Source organism: Clavibacter nebraskensis NCPPB 2581 (assembly GCF_000355695.1).
In the GTDB taxonomy this organism is placed as follows: domain Bacteria; phylum Actinomycetota; class Actinomycetes; order Actinomycetales; family Microbacteriaceae; genus Clavibacter; species Clavibacter nebraskensis.
Genome location: NC_020891.1, coordinates 2,208,066 through 2,227,201, shown reverse-complemented (window position 1 = coordinate 2,227,201; position 19,136 = coordinate 2,208,066). Strand labels below are relative to the sequence as shown.

Annotated in this window: 20 protein-coding genes; 15 read left to right on the top strand and 5 right to left on the bottom strand. The window is 74.9% G+C overall.

Going from position 1 to position 19,136, the window contains the following annotated elements; genetic code table 11:
- Positions 1-13: 13 nt before the first annotated feature.
- Positions 14-580 carry a nucleoside/nucleotide kinase family protein gene (locus tag CMN_RS10465; protein ID WP_015490780.1) on the top strand — a complete coding sequence of 189 codons (567 nt, stop codon included), beginning with the start codon at positions 14-16 and terminating at the stop codon, positions 578-580.
- A 44-nt stretch (positions 581-624) separates the two neighbouring features.
- Here CMN_RS10465 and CMN_RS10460 read toward each other — a convergent pair whose 3' ends face one another.
- Positions 625-1,620 (bottom strand): ketopantoate reductase family protein, encoded by a 996-nt coding sequence (locus CMN_RS10460; protein ID WP_015490779.1) that lies wholly within the window; start codon positions 1,618-1,620, stop codon positions 625-627.
- 86 nt (positions 1,621-1,706) lie between these two features.
- Here CMN_RS10460 and truB point away from each other — a divergent pair, with 86 nt between their 5' ends.
- Genes truB through CMN_RS10440 form a run of 4 tightly spaced genes read left to right on the top strand, consistent with a single transcriptional unit; the run spans position 1,707 to position 4,466 of the window.
- On the top strand, positions 1,707-2,666 hold the full coding sequence (truB, locus tag CMN_RS10455; protein WP_015490778.1) for a tRNA pseudouridine(55) synthase TruB: 960 nt from the start codon (positions 1,707-1,709) through the stop codon (positions 2,664-2,666).
- Complete coding sequence (locus CMN_RS10450) at positions 2,663-3,031, top strand: hypothetical protein (RefSeq protein ID WP_015490777.1); 369 nt, start codon at positions 2,663-2,665, stop codon at positions 3,029-3,031. Before truB ends, CMN_RS10450 begins: the two co-directional genes overlap by 4 nt.
- A gap of 38 nt (positions 3,032-3,069) precedes the next feature.
- On the top strand, positions 3,070-3,531 hold the full coding sequence (locus tag CMN_RS10445; protein ID WP_015490776.1) for a hypothetical protein: 462 nt from the start codon (positions 3,070-3,072) through the stop codon (positions 3,529-3,531).
- A gap of 2 nt (positions 3,532-3,533) precedes the next feature.
- On the top strand, positions 3,534-4,466 hold the full coding sequence (locus CMN_RS10440) for a bifunctional riboflavin kinase/FAD synthetase (protein ID WP_015490775.1): 933 nt from the start codon (positions 3,534-3,536) through the stop codon (positions 4,464-4,466).
- Here the strand turns inward: CMN_RS10440 and CMN_RS10435 are convergent.
- Positions 4,463-5,164: a maleylpyruvate isomerase family mycothiol-dependent enzyme gene (locus CMN_RS10435; RefSeq protein WP_015490774.1), complete on the bottom strand. Its 702-nt coding sequence runs from the start codon at positions 5,162-5,164 to the stop codon at positions 4,463-4,465. The two genes, CMN_RS10440 and CMN_RS10435, sit on opposite strands and share 4 nt — an antisense overlap.
- Before the next feature lie 37 nt (positions 5,165-5,201).
- On the opposite strand from CMN_RS10435, the gene CMN_RS10430 reads away from it, so the two are divergent.
- Positions 5,202-6,464 carry an MFS transporter gene (locus CMN_RS10430; protein WP_227077676.1) on the top strand — a complete coding sequence of 421 codons (1,263 nt, stop codon included), beginning with the start codon at positions 5,202-5,204 and terminating at the stop codon, positions 6,462-6,464.
- A gap of 18 nt (positions 6,465-6,482) precedes the next feature.
- On the opposite strand, the gene CMN_RS10425 is transcribed toward CMN_RS10430, so the two are convergent.
- Positions 6,483-7,421, bottom strand: coding sequence for an ROK family protein (locus CMN_RS10425; RefSeq protein WP_015490772.1), 939 nt, complete (start codon positions 7,419-7,421; stop codon positions 6,483-6,485).
- Positions 7,422-7,594: 173 nt separating this feature from the next.
- Here CMN_RS10425 and CMN_RS10420 point away from each other — a divergent pair, with 173 nt between their 5' ends.
- From CMN_RS10420 to CMN_RS10405, 4 genes are all read left to right on the top strand, one after another.
- On the top strand, positions 7,595-8,368 hold the full coding sequence (locus CMN_RS10420; RefSeq protein ID WP_015490771.1) for an SRPBCC family protein: 774 nt from the start codon (positions 7,595-7,597) through the stop codon (positions 8,366-8,368).
- A gap of 85 nt (positions 8,369-8,453) precedes the next feature.
- A complete protein-coding gene (locus CMN_RS10415; RefSeq protein WP_015490770.1) occupies positions 8,454-9,980 on the top strand; it encodes an SDR family oxidoreductase in 1,527 nt (508 codons plus the stop codon).
- The gene (locus CMN_RS10410) at positions 9,977-10,417 is read left to right on the top strand and encodes a hypothetical protein (RefSeq protein WP_015490769.1); all 441 of its coding nucleotides are present in this window, start codon (positions 9,977-9,979) and stop codon (positions 10,415-10,417) included. The genes CMN_RS10415 and CMN_RS10410 overlap by 4 nt, the downstream gene beginning before the upstream one ends.
- Positions 10,418-10,493: 76 nt before the next feature.
- The gene (locus CMN_RS10405) at positions 10,494-11,093 is read left to right on the top strand and encodes a GDSL-type esterase/lipase family protein (RefSeq protein WP_227077675.1); all 600 of its coding nucleotides are present in this window, start codon (positions 10,494-10,496) and stop codon (positions 11,091-11,093) included.
- On the opposite strand, the gene CMN_RS10400 is transcribed toward CMN_RS10405, so the two are convergent.
- Entirely contained in the window at positions 11,090-12,031 is a 942-nt protein-coding gene (locus CMN_RS10400; protein ID WP_015490767.1) for a TetR/AcrR family transcriptional regulator, read from the bottom strand. The two genes, CMN_RS10405 and CMN_RS10400, sit on opposite strands and share 4 nt — an antisense overlap.
- Before the next feature lie 93 nt (positions 12,032-12,124).
- Here CMN_RS10400 and CMN_RS10395 point away from each other — a divergent pair, with 93 nt between their 5' ends.
- The 3 genes from CMN_RS10395 to nagA all read left to right on the top strand — a co-directional run bounded on the left by CMN_RS10395 (position 12,125) and on the right by nagA (position 16,084).
- Complete coding sequence (locus tag CMN_RS10395) at positions 12,125-14,266, top strand: S9 family peptidase (protein ID WP_015490766.1); 2,142 nt, start codon at positions 12,125-12,127, stop codon at positions 14,264-14,266.
- 271 nt (positions 14,267-14,537) lie between these two features.
- Complete coding sequence (locus tag CMN_RS10390; RefSeq protein WP_015490765.1) at positions 14,538-14,834, top strand: hypothetical protein; 297 nt, start codon at positions 14,538-14,540, stop codon at positions 14,832-14,834.
- A gap of 86 nt (positions 14,835-14,920) precedes the next feature.
- Positions 14,921-16,084 carry an N-acetylglucosamine-6-phosphate deacetylase gene (nagA, locus tag CMN_RS10385; protein ID WP_015490764.1) on the top strand — a complete coding sequence of 388 codons (1,164 nt, stop codon included), beginning with the start codon at positions 14,921-14,923 and terminating at the stop codon, positions 16,082-16,084.
- 57 nt (positions 16,085-16,141) lie between these two features.
- Here nagA and CMN_RS10380 read toward each other — a convergent pair whose 3' ends face one another.
- Positions 16,142-16,891: a DUF1684 domain-containing protein gene (locus CMN_RS10380; RefSeq protein WP_015490763.1), complete on the bottom strand. Its 750-nt coding sequence runs from the start codon at positions 16,889-16,891 to the stop codon at positions 16,142-16,144.
- Positions 16,892-17,004: 113 nt separating this feature from the next.
- On the opposite strand from CMN_RS10380, the gene CMN_RS10375 reads away from it, so the two are divergent.
- Together CMN_RS10375 and CMN_RS10370 are read left to right on the top strand one after the other, a co-directional pair.
- Positions 17,005-18,759: a pyruvate dehydrogenase gene (locus tag CMN_RS10375; protein WP_015490762.1), complete on the top strand. Its 1,755-nt coding sequence runs from the start codon at positions 17,005-17,007 to the stop codon at positions 18,757-18,759.
- 56 nt (positions 18,760-18,815) lie between these two features.
- The gene (locus CMN_RS10370) at positions 18,816-19,133 is read left to right on the top strand and encodes a putative quinol monooxygenase (RefSeq protein ID WP_015490761.1); all 318 of its coding nucleotides are present in this window, start codon (positions 18,816-18,818) and stop codon (positions 19,131-19,133) included.
- The last annotated feature ends 3 nt before the right edge of the window (positions 19,134-19,136 follow it).

The following is a 19,136-nucleotide window of genomic DNA, read 5'->3' as shown; positions in this document are numbered from 1 at the left end:
CTAGGCTCGGCGCATGCCCCTGTACCGCGCCTCGCGCGCCGAGGTCCTCGCCTCTCTCGCGGACGAGTTCCTGCACAACTACGGCCGCGGACGCGCCTTCCTCGCGGTCGACGGCGGACCGCTCGCCGACCCGGACGCGTTCGCGCACGACCTCGCCGGCGTGCTGCGCGCGGACGGCCGCGGGGCGTACGTCGCCCGGGTCGCCGACTTCGCGCCCGACGGCGGCGCCGTCGACGCGGACGCGCTCCGCGACGGGCTCGTCCGGCCCTTCCGGAGGGCCGGCGGCGGCGTCGCGCTCCGCCCCGGCGGGGATCCCGTGACGGATGTCCCGGCCCACGCCGTGCTGATCGTCGCGGGCGACGCCCTGCAAGCCCCGGAGCTGCGCGGCCTGTGGAACGCCGTCGTCTACCTCCTGCTGCCCGACGAGCCGCTCGCGACCTCGGGCGGCGACGCCGGATCCGCGGCCCAGGAGGCGCACGCGCGCTACATACGCCAGGTGAACCCGCGCCGGGCGGCGACCATGATCGTGGACGTCACCGACCCCGACCTCCCGCGCCGCGTCTTCGCCGACAGCTGCTGAGGCCGGCCGGCCCGCGCCGTCCGGCGCCCGGCGCCCTGCGCGGATCAGCGCGGCACGAGCCGCGCGAGCTCCGCGGGGGAGATGTGCCGCCCGCTGGTCTCCACGCCGTGCACGAGCTGCACCAGCGCGGCGTTGACGCGGGCATCCTGGCCCGCACCCGGAGCGAGCGCGGAGACCGCGCCGTTGAGGTGGTCCACCTCGGTCAGGCGGTTGCGGCGGATGCTCTGCAGCGTCGACCCGGGGTTGGGCACCTGCCCCATGTTCCGCGCGAGCGAGACCGGCAGGCGCTCGGCGAGGGGCAGCGGCAGCGACGCGAACAGCCGCAGGCGGCGGTGGGTGAGGCCGCCGAGCCGTCCGAACGTCACGCCGCGCGCGAGACCCGTGCGCACCGTCTCCTGCATGGTGCGCGTGACGATCCGCCGCAGCACGGGCTCGGCGATGACCGCCTGCACGCTCAGTCCGGTGATGGCCGGCACCGCGTTGATCCCGTTGATGACGAGCTTGGTCCACTGGGCGCCGCGGAAGTCGGCGGCGACCGTGACGGGCATGACCGGATCCAGCACCTCGCGCACGAGGGCGACGCCGGCGCCGTCCTGTCCCTCCGCGCTGCCGATCTGGATGCCCGCGGGCGACGTGACGGTGACGAGCGCGGGCTCGGTGAGGGACGTCGCCGCGAGCGCGAGCCCGCCGACGACCTCGGAGCGCTGCAGGCACTCGACGCCCATCGTGATCGCGGACAGGCCGTTCTGCACGACGAGCACCGGGATCCCGCGGAGCCAGCCCGCGTTCTCCGTCATGGCGTCGCGGGCGTCGGCGATCTTGGTGGCGACGATCGCGAGCTCGGGCGGGCGTCCCAGCCGCTCGGCCGCCGCGACGCGCGCGACGTGGTCGCCGTAGCCGCCGACGAGGTGCAGTCCGCGGTCCTGGATCGCCCGGAGGTGCGGGCCGCGCGCCGTGACGTCGACCTCGTGGCCGGCCCGTTCGAGGAGCGCCGCGATGGTCCCGCCGACCGCGCCCGCCCCCAAGACACCGATCCGCACGCGTCCTCCTCCGACGCCATCGATCCTAGGCCGGGCGGCTCCGAGGGAGCCGGGCGGCCGTCAGAGCACGGCATGATGGTGGGGCCATGGAAACCCCGACCCCCCGCGCCGCGCCCTCGACCGCGAGCGGCCTGCTGCTCATCGACAAGCGCGGGGAGTGGACGAGCCACGACCTCGTCGCCCGCACGCGCCGCCTCGCGGGCACCCGCAAGGTCGGGCACGCGGGCACGCTCGACCCGATGGCGACCGGCCTCATGATCCTCGGCGTCAACAGCTCCACGCGCCTGCTCACCTACCTCGTCGGCCTCGACAAGGAGTACCTGGCGACGATCCGCCTCGGCCGCGCCACCACCACGGACGACCGGGAGGGCGAGGTCGTCTCGCGCGCCGAGCCCGGCCGGATCCGCGACCTCGCCGTCGCCGACGTGGAGCGCGCCATCGCCGACCTCCGCGGCACCATCTCGCAGGTGCCGAGCGCCGTGAGCGCCATCAAGGTCGACGGCAAGCGCGCCTACGCCCGCGTCCGCGCCGGCGAGGAGGTCGAGCTCGCCGCGCGCGAGGTCACCGTCTCGGCGTTCGACGTGCTGCGCTTCGACGCGGTCGAGGCCGAGGAGGGCGAGGAGGACGGCGCCCAGCTCGACCTCTCCGTGCGGATCACCTGCTCCTCGGGCACCTACGTGCGCGCCCTCGCGCGGGACCTCGGCCGCGCGCTCGGCGTCGGCGGCCACCTCACGGCGCTCCGCCGCACGCGCGTCGGCCCCTTCCACGTGGACGACGCCGTCGCGATCGACGACATGGTCGTCGCCGACCGCCTCATCCCGCCGGCGGACGCCGCCGCGTGCCTCTTCGACGTGCTGCACCTCACCGACCAGGAGGCCGTCGACCTCGGGCACGGCAAGAAGCTCACGACGCCCGACGAGGCGCCCACGGAGGATCCGCTCGCCGCGGTCGCGCCCGACGGCCGTCTCGTGGGGCTGGTCGGCTTCCGCGGCCGCACCGGCACGTCCATCGTCAACTTCCCGGCGGACGAGGCGGGCGCGTCGTGATCGGCTGGTTCACGGTCGCGCAGATCGCCGTCGCGGTGGTCGCGGGCGTGCTGTGCCTCGTGCTCGGTGCCGTGGGACGCAAGCCCAGCGACCTCTCCATGGGCCCGACGGCGCTCGTCGAGGTGCTCCTCGTGGGCCAGCTCGTGGTCGCGATCGTCGCGCCCGCGGCCGGCAACCCGCCCTCCGGCAGCCTCATCGAGTACTACGCGTACCTGCTGAGCGGGCTGCTGATCCCGCCGCTCGCCATGTTCTGGGCGCTCGTGGAGCGCACGCGCTGGAGCACCGTGATCCTGGGGGCGTCGTGCCTCGCCATCGCGATCATGGTCTACCGGATGGACGTCATCTGGAACGTGCAGTCCGCGTGACCGCCCTCTCCCTCGGGTAGGGGATAATCGCAGGTGCCATGACTGACTCCCGTACCTCGCGCATGACCGGTCTCGGACGGGTCCTGGTCTTCTTCTACGGGCTGCTGGCCCTGGCCGCGACGGGCCGCTCGGTCACCCAGATCCTCACCAAGTTCGACGAGGCCCCCGTCGCGTACGCGCTGTCCGCGCTCGCGGCTGTGGTCTACATCGTCGCGACGGTCGCGCTCGTCGCCCCCGCGCGCACCCCGGAGGCCGCGCGACGCTGGTACCGCATCGCGTTCGCCACGATCGCGTTCGAGCTCGTGGGCGTGCTGGTGGTCGGCACCCTGAGCCTCGTCGACTCCCAGCTCTTCCCGCACGACAGCGTGTGGTCGGTCTACGGCTACGGCTACGTGTTCATCCCGCTGGTGCTGCCGGTGCTCGGCCTCTGGTGGCTGCGCCGCGGCGGCCGCTCGCGCGTGAGCGCCGTCGACGAGCGCGCCGTGCGCGGGGACAGCTGACCGTGCTCGTCGTCCACGACCCGGCCGGTGTGCCGGGCGGCTTCGGGCCGAGCGCCGTCACCATCGGCAAGTTCGACGGCGTGCACGCGGGCCACCGCGCGGTGATCCGGCGCCTCCTCGGCATCGCGGCCGACGAGGGCCTGTCGTCCGCCGTCGTCACGTTCGACCGGCACCCGGCCGCGCTCCTCGCGCCCGCCGCGCGCCCGCAGAGCCTCGTGAGCAACCGGCAGAAGATCGAGCTGCTCGCCGAGCTCGGCGTCGACGCGACCCTCATGCTCCCGTTCGACGAGCGCCTCCAGCGCCTCAGCCCGGAGGAGTTCGCCAGCACGGTCCTGGTCGACGCCCTCCGCGCCCGCGTCGTGCTCGTGGGGGAGGACTTCCGCTTCGGCGCGCAGGGCGCGGGCGACGCCGCCACGCTCACGCGCCTGGGCGAGCGCCACGGCTTCCGCACGGTGGTCGTGGGCGACGTCATGCCCGACGGCAGCCGGAAGGTCTCCTCCACGTGGATCCGCGACCTCATGGACCGCGGCGACGTCGAGGCCGCCGCCGAGCTGCTCGGCCGCGCGCCCGCGGTCCGCGGCCTCGTCGTGCACGGCGAGAAGCGCGGCCGCGAGCTCGGGTTCCCCACCGCGAACCTGTCGCCCGAGGCCGAGGGCCTCATCCCCGCCGACGGCGTCTACGCGGGCTGGCTGCGCGACGGCGACCGCACGTACCCGTCCGCGATCTCCGTCGGCACGAACCCGACGTTCGCGGGCGTCCGGCCGCGCGTCGTCGAGGCGTTCGTGCTCGAGGAGACGCTCGACCTCTACGACCACGAGGTCGAGGTCGTGTTCGTCGCGCGCATCCGCGGCATGGTCGCCTACGAGGGGCGCGAGCCGCTCATCGCGCAGATGACAGACGACGTGGTGCGCACCCGGGCCGTGCTCGGCTCCTAGGCCTCGCCGGCGGCCCCGTCCTCCGGCGTGGCCGGCGCGTCGCCCTGGGGGCGGGGAGTGCGGCCGAAGAGATACATGATCAGCGTGGACGCGGTCGCCTCGATCGCGGGACCGTGGCCCACGCTCCAGCCGGCGTCCGACGCGCGGAGCGTGCGCGCCCGGAGCACCCCGCGGACCTGCGCGGGCGCGATCGCGGCCCGCGCCACGGCGACGGCGCCGGTCGCGCGGTGGTCGAGCTCGAGGTCCGCCTTCAGCGCGTGGGCGATGTCGAACGCGTGCACGACCACCTCGAGCAGCTCCGGGAGGCGCTTGCGGCCCTTCCCGGCGCGCTTCTCGGCGGCGATGGCGCGGATCCGCGCGACCAGGTCCTCTGGGGAGCGCTCCGCCTCGTCGGCGCTGAGGTCGTCCATCGCGTGCATGGGGTTGAGGTGCGGGCGGCGGCGCATGGACCCGATCGCCGTGCGCACCATCGCGGTGTTGCTCGCGCCGACCCGCCAGACGATGTGGCCGGCGACGTCGCGCACGGTCCAGCCCTCGCACATGCTGGCCGCCTCCCAGCCGTCGGCGTCGAGGGACGCGAGGAGGTCGGCGGTGCGGTCGAGCACGTCGGCGATCTCGTCGCTCCAGACACCCGTGACCTTCGCCTCGGGCTGGGACGCGCGCTGGCTGAGGGGCAGGTGCCGGGAGATCTCGCTCATGGCCGAGAGCCTATTCCGGCCGCCGTAGAATCTGGTGGTGACGACGACTCCCGCAGCTCCCCGTGCGGGTGCCCTCCTCGCCCTGGTCGGCATCGTGCTGGTCGCCCTCAACCTCCGGACGGCCGTCGCCGTCTTCTCGCCGATCGTCGACGAGATCGGCCGCGACGTGCCGCTCGACTCCGTCTCGATAGGCGTCCTCGGCGCGCTGCCGCCCGTGTGCTTCGCGCTCTTCGGCCTTCTCGCGCCCGCGATCTCGCGCCGTCTCGGCCTCGAGCTCACCGTGGTGGTGGGTCTCGTCGCCATGGTCGTCGGGCACCTGCTGCGGGCCTCATCCGACACGGTGGTCGTCTTCGGCATCGGCACGATCCTGTCGCTCGCGGGCATGGGCCTCGGCAACGTGCTCCTGCCGCCGCTCGTGAAGAAGTACTTCCCCGGCCGGATCGGGCCGCTCACCTCGCTCACCACCGTGATGATGTCGATCAGCACGGGCGTGCCCTCGCTCGTGGCCGCGCCGCTGGCCGACAGTGCGGGCTGGCGCGTCGCGATCGGCGCGTGGGCCACGGTCGCCGTCGTCGCGCTCGTGCCGTGGGTGGCGCTCCTCGTCCAGCACCGCCGCGACACCCGCCGCGAGCGCGCCGCCGCGGCCGCCCTCGACCAGGTGGAGGAGGCGCCCGCCGCCGTCACCGGCCGCGTGTTCCGCTCGCCGGTCGCGTGGGCGCTCGTGGGGATCCAGGCGGCCTCGTCCTTCAACGCGTACGCGATGTTCGCCTGGCTGCCCGCGCTCCTGCAGGACACCGCGGGGCAGACGCCCGTCGCGTCGGGCGCGCTGCTCGCCGTGTTCGGGTTCATGGGGCTGCCGGCGGCGATCATCATGCCGCTGCTCGCGGCGCGCATGAAGAACGTCGGCACGCTGATCCAGGTCGGCGTGCTCTTCGTCGTCGTCGGCTACGTCGGCCTCCTGGTCGCCCCCGCCGCCGCGCCGCTGCTCTGGGTGGCGGCCGCGGGATCCGGCCCGCTGCTGTTCCCGCTCGTCTTCGTGCTCATCAACCTCCGCACCCGCACGCACGGGGGAGTGGTCGCGCTGAGCGGCTTCGTGCAGGGCATCGGCTACTCGATCGGCGCGATCGGCCCGCTCATGTTCGGCGTGCTGCACGAGGCGACCGGCGGCTGGACCGCGCCGCTGCTCATGCTGTTCGCCATGGTCGCGGTGGCGTCCGCGTCCGGCTTCTACCTCGCGCGGCCGCGCATGCTCGAGGACACCTGGGACCGTGCGCCCCGCGAGGCCGTCCGCGAGCGCTGACCCGCTCCGGCGGCGGGCTCAGAAGCTCGGGACCATCTCCCGGCGGTGCACGAGGGCGCCCGCGCCGATGATCGGGCCGTCCGAGGAGAGGCCGGAGGGCACGACGCGCGTCTTCGTGACGAAGCCGAACTGCTCGCGGAGGGCGATGGGCTCGCGGATCATGTCGAAGAGGTCGGGCGTGACGCGGCTGAACCCGCCGCCGATCGCCACGACGTCGAGGTCCACGAGCGAGCTGGCCGACGCGACGGCGCGGCCGATCGCGAGGCCCGCGCGCCGCACGGCCGCGACGGCCGTCTCGTCGCCGTCGCGGTAGGAGGCGGCCAGGTCCTCGCCGGTGGATCCCGTCCACCCCTGCGCGCGCGCCCACGCGACGCTCCTCGGTCCCGACGCGATCGCCTCGACGCACCCCCGCCCGCCGCACGTGCACGGGTCGTCGAACCCGGCGACCTCGACGTGGCCGATGTGGCCGGCGTTGCCCGTGGATCCCGCGGCGGTGCGGCCGCCGAGCACGAGCCCGCCGCCGATCCCGGTGGAGACGATCATCCCCATCACGTGGTCGTGGCCTCGGCCGGCGCCGACCCAGTGCTCGGCGAGCGTGATCGCGAGGCCGTCCATCTGGAGCGTCGTGGGGACGTCGGGCGTGAGCTCGGCGACACGGTCGCGCAGCGGGTAGTCGCGCCACGCGGCGACGTTGAGCGGCGAGACGAGGCCGTGCGGCACGTCGACGGGGCCGGCCGCCGCGAGCCCGGTGCCGACGACCACGGCGTCGTCGGGCAGGGCGGCGAGGGCCCGGCGGGCGACCCCGAGCACGGCGTCGAGCAGCTCGTCGGCGGATCGCTCCGGCCCCGTCGGGCCGCGGAAGCGGCTGCCCTCGAGCACGCGGCCCGCGTCGTCCACGAGCGCGGACTCGACCTTGGTGCCGCCGAAGTCGACGGCGAGCGCGAGCGTGCGAGGCATCTTCGTCCTGTCCCGGTCCCGGATCCGCCCGTCGACCGGCGTCCAGGATACGGGCGGCCCCGCGGCCGTCGGCGAGACGCGCGGCCCGCGGTCCGCATGGCCTCGACCTCCTCACCCTGACACCTGTGTGGAATTCACGGACCCTACCGGCGGTCGGCATCTAGGCTCGGCACGTGGATCCCGAACACACCCCCGGACAGGCCCCCCGCGAGGCGTCCGACCTGCACGCCGACGGTGCGACCCGCTCCCGCCGCGGCGGCGCCCCGGCCCTCGAGCACACCGAGGCCGCCGAGGCGCGCCTCGCGTCCCGCGAGCTCGACGAGGGCATGCCCGAGTCCGCCGGCCTCGACGACGACCGGGACGCCGATCCGGGCGCCGTCCGCACCCGGTTCCGCGCCCTCCCCGGCGCCTTCTTCTCCGAGGCCCGCGAGTCCACCGTCTTCCTCCCGTACGAGTTCGTCTTCCGCCGGCTCGTCGACCTGCCGCCGCTCATCGTGTGGGACGCGGTCTCCGACGCCGACATGGTCTCCGGCTGGCTCGCCGAGGCGTCCATCGAGCAGGGGGACGGCGGCGAGTTCTGGTTCGTGTGGATGACGGTGCCCGACCGCAGCCTCGCCTCCGCGTCCGGCGGGGTCGTCACGCGCTTCGAGGAGGGGCGGGCGATCGACTACACGTTCGTCCACGAGGGCGAGGTCTCGGCCCGCTTCCTCATCCGCCTCCACGAGGTGCCCGGCGGTCCGCGCGACCGGCAGACGGAGATCGGCGTCACGGTCTCCGGCTTCCTCCCGGCCGGCATCGCGAACGTGATCAAGGCCAGCTGGCGCCTGCACCTCGACCTGCTCGAGGACCTCGTCCACGGCAGCCCGGTGGACTGGGCGACGTGCGAGGCCGAGCACGGCGCCACCTGGCGCCGGTACCTCGCCGAGCTCGAGTCCGCCGAGGGCTGATCCGCGGGCGGGGACGCAGGCGTCGCCCACCCGCTGTCCCGGCTCCTGGGAGCCGCTTGCCAGGCTGATTGCCTAGCGTGAGGGAATGACATCGCCGAGCGCCGCCTCCCGTCTCGCCCTCGTGACCGGAGCGACGGGCTACATCGGCGGCCGGCTCGTGCCCCGCCTCCTCGAGGCCGGCTTCCGGGTGCGAGTCCTCGTGCGGGATCCCCGTCGCCTCACCGACGTGCCGTGGCGCGACGACGTGGAGGTGGTGCGCGGCGACCTCGCCGACGCCGCCACCCTCGATCCCGCGGTCGACGGCGTCGACGTCCTCTACTACCTCGTGCACGGCATGGGATCCACGGGCGACTTCGCCTCCTCGGAGCGCGCCTCCGCCGAGCACGTCGCGACCGCCGCGAAGGCCGCGGGCGTCGGCCGCATCGTCTACCTCGGCGGGCTGCACCCGGACTCCGACGAGCTCTCGAAGCACCTCGCGAGCCGCAAGGCCGTCGGCGACGTGCTCCTCGCGAGCGGCGTGCCCACCATCGCGCTGCAGGCGGGCGTGGTCATCGGATCCGGCTCCACGTCGTTCGAGATGATCCGCCACCTCACCGAGGTCCTGCCCTTCATGCCCGCGCCCGGCTGGGTGCGCAACTTCATCCAGCCCATCGCGATCCGCGACGTCCTCTACTACCTCGTCGCCGCGGCCGACCTGCCCGACGACCTCAACCGCACCTTCGACATCGGCGGGCCCGACGTGCTCCGCTACGGCCAGATGCTGAACGGGTACGCGGTCGAAGCCGGCCTGCCGCAGCGTCCCATCGCCTCCATCCCCGTCTTCGCCCCGCGCCTCGCCGCGCACTGGGTCAACGTCGTCACGCCGATCCCGCGCTCGCTGGCCGTGCCCATCATCGAGTCGCTCCAGTACGACTGCGTGATGGGCGAGCACGACATCTCCGCCTACGTCCCCGACCCCGACGGCGGCCTCACCGGCTACCGCCGCGCCGTGCGCCTCGCCCTCGGCAAGATGCGCGACGGCGTCGTCGAGACCAGCTGGAAGGACTCCGCCGTGGTCGGCGCGCCCAGCGACCTGCTGCCGAGCGACCCCGAGTGGTCGGGCCACACCGTCTACCTCGACCTCAAGGAGCGCGCGACCGACGCCGCGCCCGAGGACCTCTGGGCCGTGATCGAGTCGATCGGCGGCGACAACGGCTGGTACTCGCTGCCGGTCGCCTGGGCCGCGCGCGGGTGGATGGACAAGCTCGTCGGCGGCGTGGGCCTGCGCCGCGGCCGCCGCAGCGCGACCACGTTGCAGACGGGCGACGCGCTCGACTTCTGGCGCGTCGAGCACATCGAGCGCGGATCCTCACTCCGGCTGCGCGCGGAGATGAAGCTGCCCGGCGAGGCCTGGCTCGAGCTCAGCTCCACGCCCCGCGAGGGCGGCGGCAGCGACTACCGGCAGCGCGCGATCTTCTTCCCGTCCGGCCTCGCCGGCCGGCTCTACTGGTTCTCGATCCTGCCCTTCCACGGCGTGATCTTCACGTCGATGGCCACCCGCATCACCGCGAAGGCGCTCGCCGCGACCAAGCGCCGCGAGGCCGAGCCGGCCCCAGACGGGGCCGCACGGTGAGCCGGCGGATCGGGGCCCCGCGCGTCGGCCTGATCCTCCTGACCCTCGTGGGCATCGCCCTCGCGTCGGCCGGCCTCGCGACCGCCGTGACGATGAGCGTGTCCGCGCCCGTGCAGGCGCGCGCCGACCTCGCGATCATCTCGGGCGACGGATCGGCCGCGGCGCGGACGCCGTCGGACTCGACGACGCCCGACCCCGCGGCCGCCGAGGCGTGGAAGCCCGTGCCGGTGGACGCGGCCGACGACCGCAGCATCACCGACCTCACCGACGGCGCCGCGTCGCGCGTGACCATCGACGTGCTCGGCATCCCCCTGAACCCCGGGCAGGCGGGCGCCCTGGTCGCCGCGATCCTGTCCCTCCCGCTCCTCATCGCCGTCGCCGTGCTCGTGCTCTCCCCGCGCCGGCGCCGCTGGTGGCGGCGGGTGTCGCGTCGGTAGCGCCGCCGAGGCGGGCGCCCGGCCGGTGACTTCCGCGGGTGCGGGGACCATGATGGGCACGACGAGAGGCGGATCCATGGCACCGCGCACGCGCACGACCGTCCTGCTGGGCGACAGCCTCACCGGGGACGGCGGCTGGGGCGCCATCGTCCGCGGATCCGACGGCGACGACGCGGAGACGCGGATCGTGGACCTCGGGCGGGCCGGCCAGACCACCGACGACGTGCTCGCGCTCCTGCCGGACGCGGTGTCCGCGGATCCCGCGACCGTCGTGCTGTCCTGCGGCACGCACGACCTCGGCGCCGCGCGCCGCGGTCCGGAGGCGACCGTCCGCGCGCTGGAGACGATCCTCGCGCAACTCCGACGCGACCTGCCTGCGGCCCGGATCGTCGTCCTCACCGTGCCGCCCCGCGGTCGCGAGCACGCCGAGCGGATCCGCGTGGTCAACGTGCACATCCGCCAGTACGCGCCGGCGGTCCGCGCCGAGCACGTCGACCTGTGGCCCGCCCTCGGCTTCGGCGACGGCGAGCTCGACCCCACGCTCACGGACGACCGGCTGCACCTGAACGACGACGGGGCCCAGGCGGTCCGCGCGGTGCTCGCGCCCGTGCTCGCCGCGCGGGACGCCGGGGACGACGCGGGCGCCGACGACGCGGACGGGCCGGCCCGGCCCTAGCGGTCCGACGCGTCGGGTGCGGGGGAGCGCAGCCCGCCCACGCCCGCGAGGATCACGCCGAGCTTGCGCCGCCACCAGTCGCGCGGCGTCGCGGCGGATCCCGTCGACACCTCGCCGGAGAACCGGGCGGTGACGCGGTCCATCGTGCCGAGGGCGTCGCGCTGGGCCTCCTCCTCGCGCGCGTGCAGCGCGTCGGGGGCGCCCGAGGAGTGCGCGGGTCCGCCGCGACGGGACGCCTGGGTGGCCGCCGCGGCGTCGGCGTCGGCCGCGTGGTCGGCGGCGATCCCCTCGGCGGCCAGGGCGAGCAGCCCGCGTCCCATGGCGGCGGGCATCCTGGAGTCCACGATGGGCGACGACGACGCGGGCTGGTCGCCCGCACCGCCGCCCGCCGCCAGCACGCGCTCCCACCCGACGTAGGACTCCACGCCGATGTCGAGGACGGTGTCGAGGACCAGCACGGCCTCCGCCTCCGCGAAGCCCATGCGGGTGAGGTCGCCGATCGCCCCGGTGAAGCGCAGGACGACCTGGTCGGGCGCCGTGTCGAGGTGGTGGATGGCGCTGGCGAGGCCCGGGTGCCGGTCGTACATGTCCCACACGCGCTCGACGGCCTGCTCGAGGTAGGTGCGCCACGAGGTGTCGTCGGGCGCGGTGAGCCGCGCGGCGGGCGCGTCGGGGACGGTCGGCCAGTCCATGCGCGCGATGGCGGTGTCGCACGCGAGCAGGACGATGTCGTCGCGGCTGGCGACGTGCCGGTACAGCGTCGAGTGGTCGACCCCGAGGCGGTGCGCGAGGGAGGTGAGGGTGAGGGTGCTCAGGCCGACCTCGAGGGCCGCCTCCGCGATGAGCCTCCGCGAGACGCGCGCGGGCCTCCCGACCCGACCGGCTCGCCGCTCCAGGCGCCCGATCCTACCGTGACGACGCCAGCGATTGGGGCCCAAAGGATCCCGCCCCGCGCCGCGCTCGGCGGGAGAGCGCCGGCCGTCGCGGCCCCGTCGGCCGGGGTCGAGAGGCGCCGCGGCTAGCGTGGAGGCATGCCCGACTCCCGCACCCCCTTCTCCGAGCTCGACGAGTTCATCGCCCTCCCGCGCCTCGGCGGCCTCGTGCTCTCGCCCGACGGACGCCGCGCGGTGCTCACCGTCACGACCCTCGACGCCGCCAGGACCGGCTACCGCCACGCCCTCTGGGTCGTGCCCGCGGCCGGCGGCGGCGTGCCGCAGCGCCTCACGCGCTCGGCGAAGAGCGAGGCGGGCGCGGCCTTCACCGCGACCGGCGACCTCCTCTTCGTCTCCTCCCGCCCCGACGCCGACGACGCCGACGGGAAGGAGGCCGCGCAGCTGTGGATCCTCCCGGCCGCCGGCGGCGAGGCCCGCGCGCTGACCCGCCTGGCCGGCGGGGTGGACGGCATCGCGGCCGTCGCGCGCGACGCCGCCACCGTCATCCTGCACGCGCCGCTGCTGCCCGGATCCGGCTCGCTCGAGGCCGACGCCGTGGCCCGGAAGACCCGGTCGGACCTCGAGGTGAACGCGGTCCTACACGACAGCTACCCGGTGCGGTACTGGGACCACGACCTCGGCCCCGACGAGCCGCACCTCTTCGCCCTCGACCTCGCCGACGCGCTCGTCGAGGAGCCCGCCCGGCCCACGACCGCGGACGCGGCCGCCGCGCTCGCCGCCGAGGCGGAATCGGAGGACGGCGGATCCGCGGCCGCCGCGCCCGCCGCCACCGCGCAGCCGTACCCGACCTCGCTGCCGCGCCCGCGCGACCTCACCCCGCGGCCCGGCCGCAGCCTCGACCACGCGGCCGCCGCGCTCTCGCCGGACGGCCGCACGCTCGTCGTCGCGGTGGGCGTGAAGGAGCGCCGCGGCTTCCGCCAGGCGCTCGTGTCGATCGACGTCGCCACCGGGGAGCGCACCACGCTCGTCGACGTGCCCGGCGTCGACCTCGAGATGCCCGCCATCAGCCCCGACGGCGCGCTGCTCGCCTACGTGCGCACCGACCGCGCGACCCCGGCCGCGCCCACGCAGCAGGAGATCTGGGTGTCCGCGCTCGACGGATCCGACGCCCGCCGCGTCGCCGCCGACTGGGACCGCTGGCCGTCGTCGCTGCGGTTCGACGCCGACTCGCAGGGCCTCGTCGTCACGGCCGACCAGGACGGCCGCGGCCCCGTCTTCCGCATCGGCCTCGACGACGCCGTCACGCAGCTCACGACCGACGACCACTCCTACACGGACGTGCGGGTCGACCGCGAGACCGGCGACGTGCTCGCGCTCCGCTCCTCGTGGATGGCGCCCGCGCACCCGGTGCGCGTGTCGGCGGCGGACGGATCCGTCACGGAGCTCGCGACGCCCGCGCCCGTCCCCGCGACCACCGGCACCATGACCGAGGTCGAGACGACGGCCGCCGACGGCGCGCGCGTGCGCGGCTGGCTGCTGCTGCCGGAGGGCGCGTCGGCCGAGGCGCCCGCGCCGCTGCTGCTGTGGATCCACGGCGGTCCGCTCAACAGCTGGAACGCGTGGAGCTGGCGCTGGACGCCGCAGGTGATGGTGGCGCGCGGCTACGCGGTGCTGCTGCCGGATCCCGCGCTGAGCACCGGCTACGGGCTCGACTTCATCGCGCGCGGCTGGGACGCGTGGGGCGAGGCGCCCTACACCGACCTCATGTCGATCACCGACGCCGTCGAGGCGCGCGCCGACATCGACGAGACGCGCACGGCCGCGATGGGCGGCTCGTTCGGCGGCTACATGGCCAACTGGGTCGCGGGCCACACCGACCGCTTCCGCGCGATCGTCAGCCACGCGAGCCTGTGGGCGCTCGACCAGTTCGGGCCGACCACCGACTCGTCGCAGTACTGGCAGAGCATCTTCACGGACGAGGGCCTCGACCGGAACTCGCCGCACCACTCGGTGCGCGACATCGTGACGCCCATGCTCGTGATCCACGGCGACCGCGACTACCGCGTGCCGATCGGCGAGAGCCTGCGCCTCTGGTCGGAGCTCGCCGAGCACCACGCGGCCGACGACGGTACGACGCCGCACCGGTTCCTGGTCTTCCCGGACGAGAACCACTGGGTGCTGAAGCCCCAGCATTCGGTGGTCTGGTACCGGACGGTGCTCGCGTTCCTCGACCAGCACGTGCACGGTGCGGAGTGGCAGCGGCCCGAGGTGCTCGGCTGAGGCACGGGTCTGGGGGGGCGGGCTCGTGCCGCCCGGGTAGGGCGAGCGAATGGGGCAGGGCATACGCTCTCGCGACACGCGTCCTCCTGCACTGGTCATGCCGCCCTCCCGGCTGTGCACGTGATCAGGGAGCAGGAACCCATGACCCCGAAGAACCCCTCCGCCCCCGCGCGCGCCGACCACGGCGCCCGGTGACGGCGTCGCCGGATCCATCGGCGCGACGACCGATCCGGCCGTCGCGGCGGAGACCGCGCCGCACATCCTCTCCGGCGTGCGGGTGGCCCCCGTCTCGGGCGGGTACCGCGTCGACATCGACGCGGTGACCCTCCGCGACGGCACGGACCGTGCGACGCTCGACATCGGGGACGGCCGTGGCGCCTCGGCCGGCGTGACCCCCCAGGCCACGCTGGCCGTGACCCGCGCCGGCAGCGACCGCCCCTACAGCGTGAGCGTCCCCGTGGGCGCCGGCCGCTACGACGTGAGCGTCAGCGCGGGCGGCGGATCGACCCCGGACCACCTGACCCTCGCCACGATCGCGGCCGCCACGGTCACCGTCCCGGCGGGCTGATCGGAGGAGGTCCCGGCCGCGGCGGCGGGCCCGCCGGGGCCGGACGCGGGCACGGTGCGCCGCGCTCCGTGCGGGAGGATGACCGCATGAGCGCGCACGACGAGACCGTGACCACGCTCCTCCGCGCGGCCCGGGCGGTCGACGCGCGCGGCGCCGTCGACGACGCGTGGGTCCTGATGGACGGCGACCGCATCACCGCCGTCAGCAGCGGACGCGAGGCGCCGCCCGCGGATCGCACCGTCGACCTCGGCGACGCGACGCTCGTGCCCGGCTTCGTCGACCTGCACGTGCACGGCGGCGCGGGCGGATCCCACGACGACGGGGCCGATGGGATCCGCGCCGCCGTCGCCCTGCACCGGCGGCACGGCACGACGCGGTCGGTGCTGAGCCTCGTCGCGAACCCCGTGCCCGACCTCGTGCGCTCGCTCGGGCGGATCCGCGACGCGATGACCGACGACCCGACCGTCCTCGGCGCGCACCTCGAGGGCCCGTTTCTGTCGCCGCACGCGGCGGGGGCCCACGCGCACGAGCACCTGGTCGATCCGACGCCCGCGCGCATCGAGGCGCTGCTGGAGGCGGGGGAGGGCGTGCTCCGGCAGGTCACGATCGCGCCCGAGCTCGACGGCGCACTCGACGCGATCCGGCGCCTCGTCGCCGCCGGCGTGGTCGCCGCCGTCGGGCACACGACGTGCTCGGGCGACGTGGCGCGGTCCGCCTTCGACGCGGACGCGACCGTGCTGACGCACGCGTTCAACGCCATGCCGGGGATCCACCACCGGGAGCCCGGCCCGATCATGGCTGCCGTCGCCGACGAGCGCGTGACGCTCGAGCTGATCCTCGACGGCGTGCACGTGGCGCCCTCCGTCGCGGGTCTGCTGCTCCGCGCGGCGCCCGGCCGCGTCGCGCTCGTCACGGACGCGATGGCGGCAGCCGGATCCGCGGACGGCCGCTACCGGCTCGGCGCGCTCGACGTCGACGTGCGGGACGGCAGCGCCCGGCTCGCGGGCGCCGACACCATCGCGGGCTCGACGCTCACGCAGGACCAGGCGCTGCGGATCGCGGTGCGCGAGGTCGGCCTGGCGCTGCCGGACGCGATCGCCGCCCTCACCCTCGTGCCGGCGCGGGCGCTCGGCGTGGACGACCGCCTCGGCCTGCTGCGCGCGGGACACGCGGCGGACGTCGTGGCGCTGTCACCCGACCTCGCGGTCACCCGCGTGTGGGCGGCGGGCACCGAGCTGCCGACGGGCTGAGCCGGGTCCGCGCCCGCGCCCGCGGCCTGCGCCGGTGGCAGTGCGCGTGCCCGCGCCTCAGGCCTCGTCGCGGTAGACCACCCGGCGCTCGCCGGCGCGCACGGCCGCCGTCAGGCGGTTGCCGGCGGGCGGGAGCGGGCAGTTCATCCAGTCGGAGAAGCCGCAGGGCGGGACGACGGCGCGCGTGAAGTCGAGGGTCACGGGTCCGTCGCCATCCGGGCGCGGGAGGAAGAGGAAGCGGCTGGGCGCGTAGCTCTCGCGGCCCGTGGTGGCGTCGGCGAAGACGAGCTGGAGGCGGTCCCCGTCGGCGAAGGCGCTGAGGCGCACCTCGCGCCCGTCGATCTCCACCACGATGTCGCCGGGTACGGGCAGCTCGCGCGTGCGGCCGGCGTCGGCGATGTGCTCGAACGGGATCACGCGGTCGTCGTCGACGCGCTCGTCGTCGACGCGCTCGAAGCGGCCCTCGAGGATCCACTCGGGCGCGTAGGGGTAGACCTCGATGTCCTCGAACGCGCGGTTCTTCGGGGACGCCGCGTCCCAGAGCCGGTAGCCGTATTCGGGCTCGCCGGTGTCGAGCGAGATGCGCTCGATGCGGGTGAGCTGCACGGTGTCGGGCTGGCCCTCGAGTGCCTCCAGGTCGCTGACCTCCTGACCCGGCTCGAGCCACGTCGTCTGGATCAGCGCGAGGCTGCCGAACGGGCTCGTCACGGCGGCGAGGCGGGCGCGGTGCCAGGCCTCGTAGCGGGCGAGGGCGTCGGGGTCGGCGGCGGCGGCGGGGCGGGCGGGATCGGTCGTCGTGTCGGTCACGTGAGGGTCAACGCGCCTGGTCCGGGCGCATTCCCGCCGGGGCCGCGCGGGCGGCGCGGAGGTCGCGCGGAGGCGGCGGGTATTGACTGGACGCACCGACGGAAGGACGCAACATGGCTCGCACGGTCGCCGACCAGCTCATCGCCCAGCTCATCGAGGCGGGGGTGAGCCGCATCTACGGGGTCGTCGGCGACAGCCTCAACCCGGTCGTCGACGCGGTGCGGCGCACGGGCGGCAGCCGCACGGGCGGCATCGACTGGATCCACGTGCGGCACGAGGAGGCCGGCGCGTTCGCCGCCTCCGCCGAAGCGCAGCTCACCGGCAAGCTCGCGGTGTGCGCCGGATCCTGCGGACCCGGCCACCTGCACCTCATCAACGGCCTCTACGACGCGCACCGCTCGGGCGCGCCCGTGCTCGCCATCGCGAGCCACATCACCACGAACCAGATCGGCTCCGGCTACTTCCAGGAGACGCACCCCGACCGCCTCTTCGTCGAGTGCTCGCACTACACGGAGATGATCTCCACCGCCGTCCAGGCGCCCCGCGTCGTCGACCAGGCGATGCGGCACGCGCTCGCCCTCGGCGGCGTCAGCGTCATCACGCTGCCGGGCGACGTGGCCGAGTTCGAGGCCGAGGGCGAGGCGCCCGCGTTCTCGCTGCCGCGGCGCCCCGCGATCGTGCCCGCCGAGGAGGACGTGCGCGCGCTCGCCGCGGCCATCGACGACGCGAGGAGCGTGGCGATCTTCGCGGGCCGGGGCGCGGGATTCGCCCACGCCGAGCTCATGGAGCTGGCCGACAAGATCGCGGCGCCGGTCGGGCACTCGCTGCGCGGCAAGGACGTGATCCAGCAGGACAACCCGTTCGACGTCGGCATGACCGGCCTCATCGGCTACGGCGCCGCGGCCGCCGGCATCTCGGGCGCCGACCTGCTGATCCTCATCGGCACCGACTTCCCCTACGACCAGTTCCTGCCCGGCAAGGAGGTGCGGACCGCGCAGATCGACATCGCGCCCGAGCGCCTCGGCCGCCGCACCGACGTCGACATCGCGATCCACGGCGACGCGCTCTCCACGATCCGCGCGGTGCTGCCGCTCGTCGAGCGGAAGACCGATCGGCGCTTCCTGGAGGAGCTGCTGAAGGAGCAGGACAGGAAGGTGGAGCAGGTCGTCGGCGCGTACACGTCGAAGGCGGAGAAGCTGAAGCCGATCCACCCCGAGTACGCGGCCAGCATCCTCGACGAGGTCGCGGGCGACGACACCGTCTTCACGAGCGACACCGGCATGTGCAACGTGTGGACCGCGCGCTACCTCACGCCGAACGGGCGGCGGCGGATGATCGGGTCGCTCGTGCACGGATCCATGGCCAACGCGCTGCCGCAGGCCATCGGCGCGCAGGTCGCGTTCCCGGAGCGGCAGGTCGTGTCGGTCTCCGGCGACGGCGGCCTCTCGATGCTCATGGGCGAGCTCGTGACGGTGGCGGCGTACGGGCTGCCCGTGAAGATCGTGGTCTTCAACAACTCGACGCTCGGTCTCGTGAAGGTGGAGATGCTCGTCGACGGGATCCCCGACTTCGGCGTCGACGTGCCCATGGTCGACTACGCCGCTGTGGCCGCCGCCCTCGGGATCCACGCCCAGCGCGTCGAGGACCCGGCCGACATCCGCGGCGCGCTCGAGGCCGCGTTCGCGCACGACGGGCCGGCGCTCGTCGATCTCGTGACCAACCCGATGGCCCTCTCGATCCCGCCGGAGATCACGGCCGCGCAGGTGAAGGGCTTCGCGCTGTCGATGTCGAAGATCGTGATGAACGGCGGCGTCGGCGAGGCCGTGAAGCTCGCCCGCTCGAACCTGCGGAACATCCCGCGCCCGTGAGCGATCCCGCCCGCGCCCCCATCCCCACCCGCACCACCCGAACCGAGGAGATCCCCATGTCCCAGCCCGTCGTCGTCACCGCCGTCTTCACGCCCGTCGAAGGGAAGCACGACGAGGCGGTCGCCGCCCTGTCCCGCGGCATCGCCGAGGTGCACGAGGAGGAGGGCTGTGAGGTCTACGCGATCCACGACGCCCCCGACGGCACCATCGTCATGCTCGAGAAGTGGTCGTCCGTCGAGGACCTCGACGCGCACGGCGCCGGCGAGGCCGTCGCGCGCATGGGCGCGTCGCTCGCCGGCCTCATCACCGGGCCGGCCGTCGTCACGCGGCTCACGCCGATCCCGGCGGGCTCCGAGTTGCAGGGCGCGCTCTAGGGG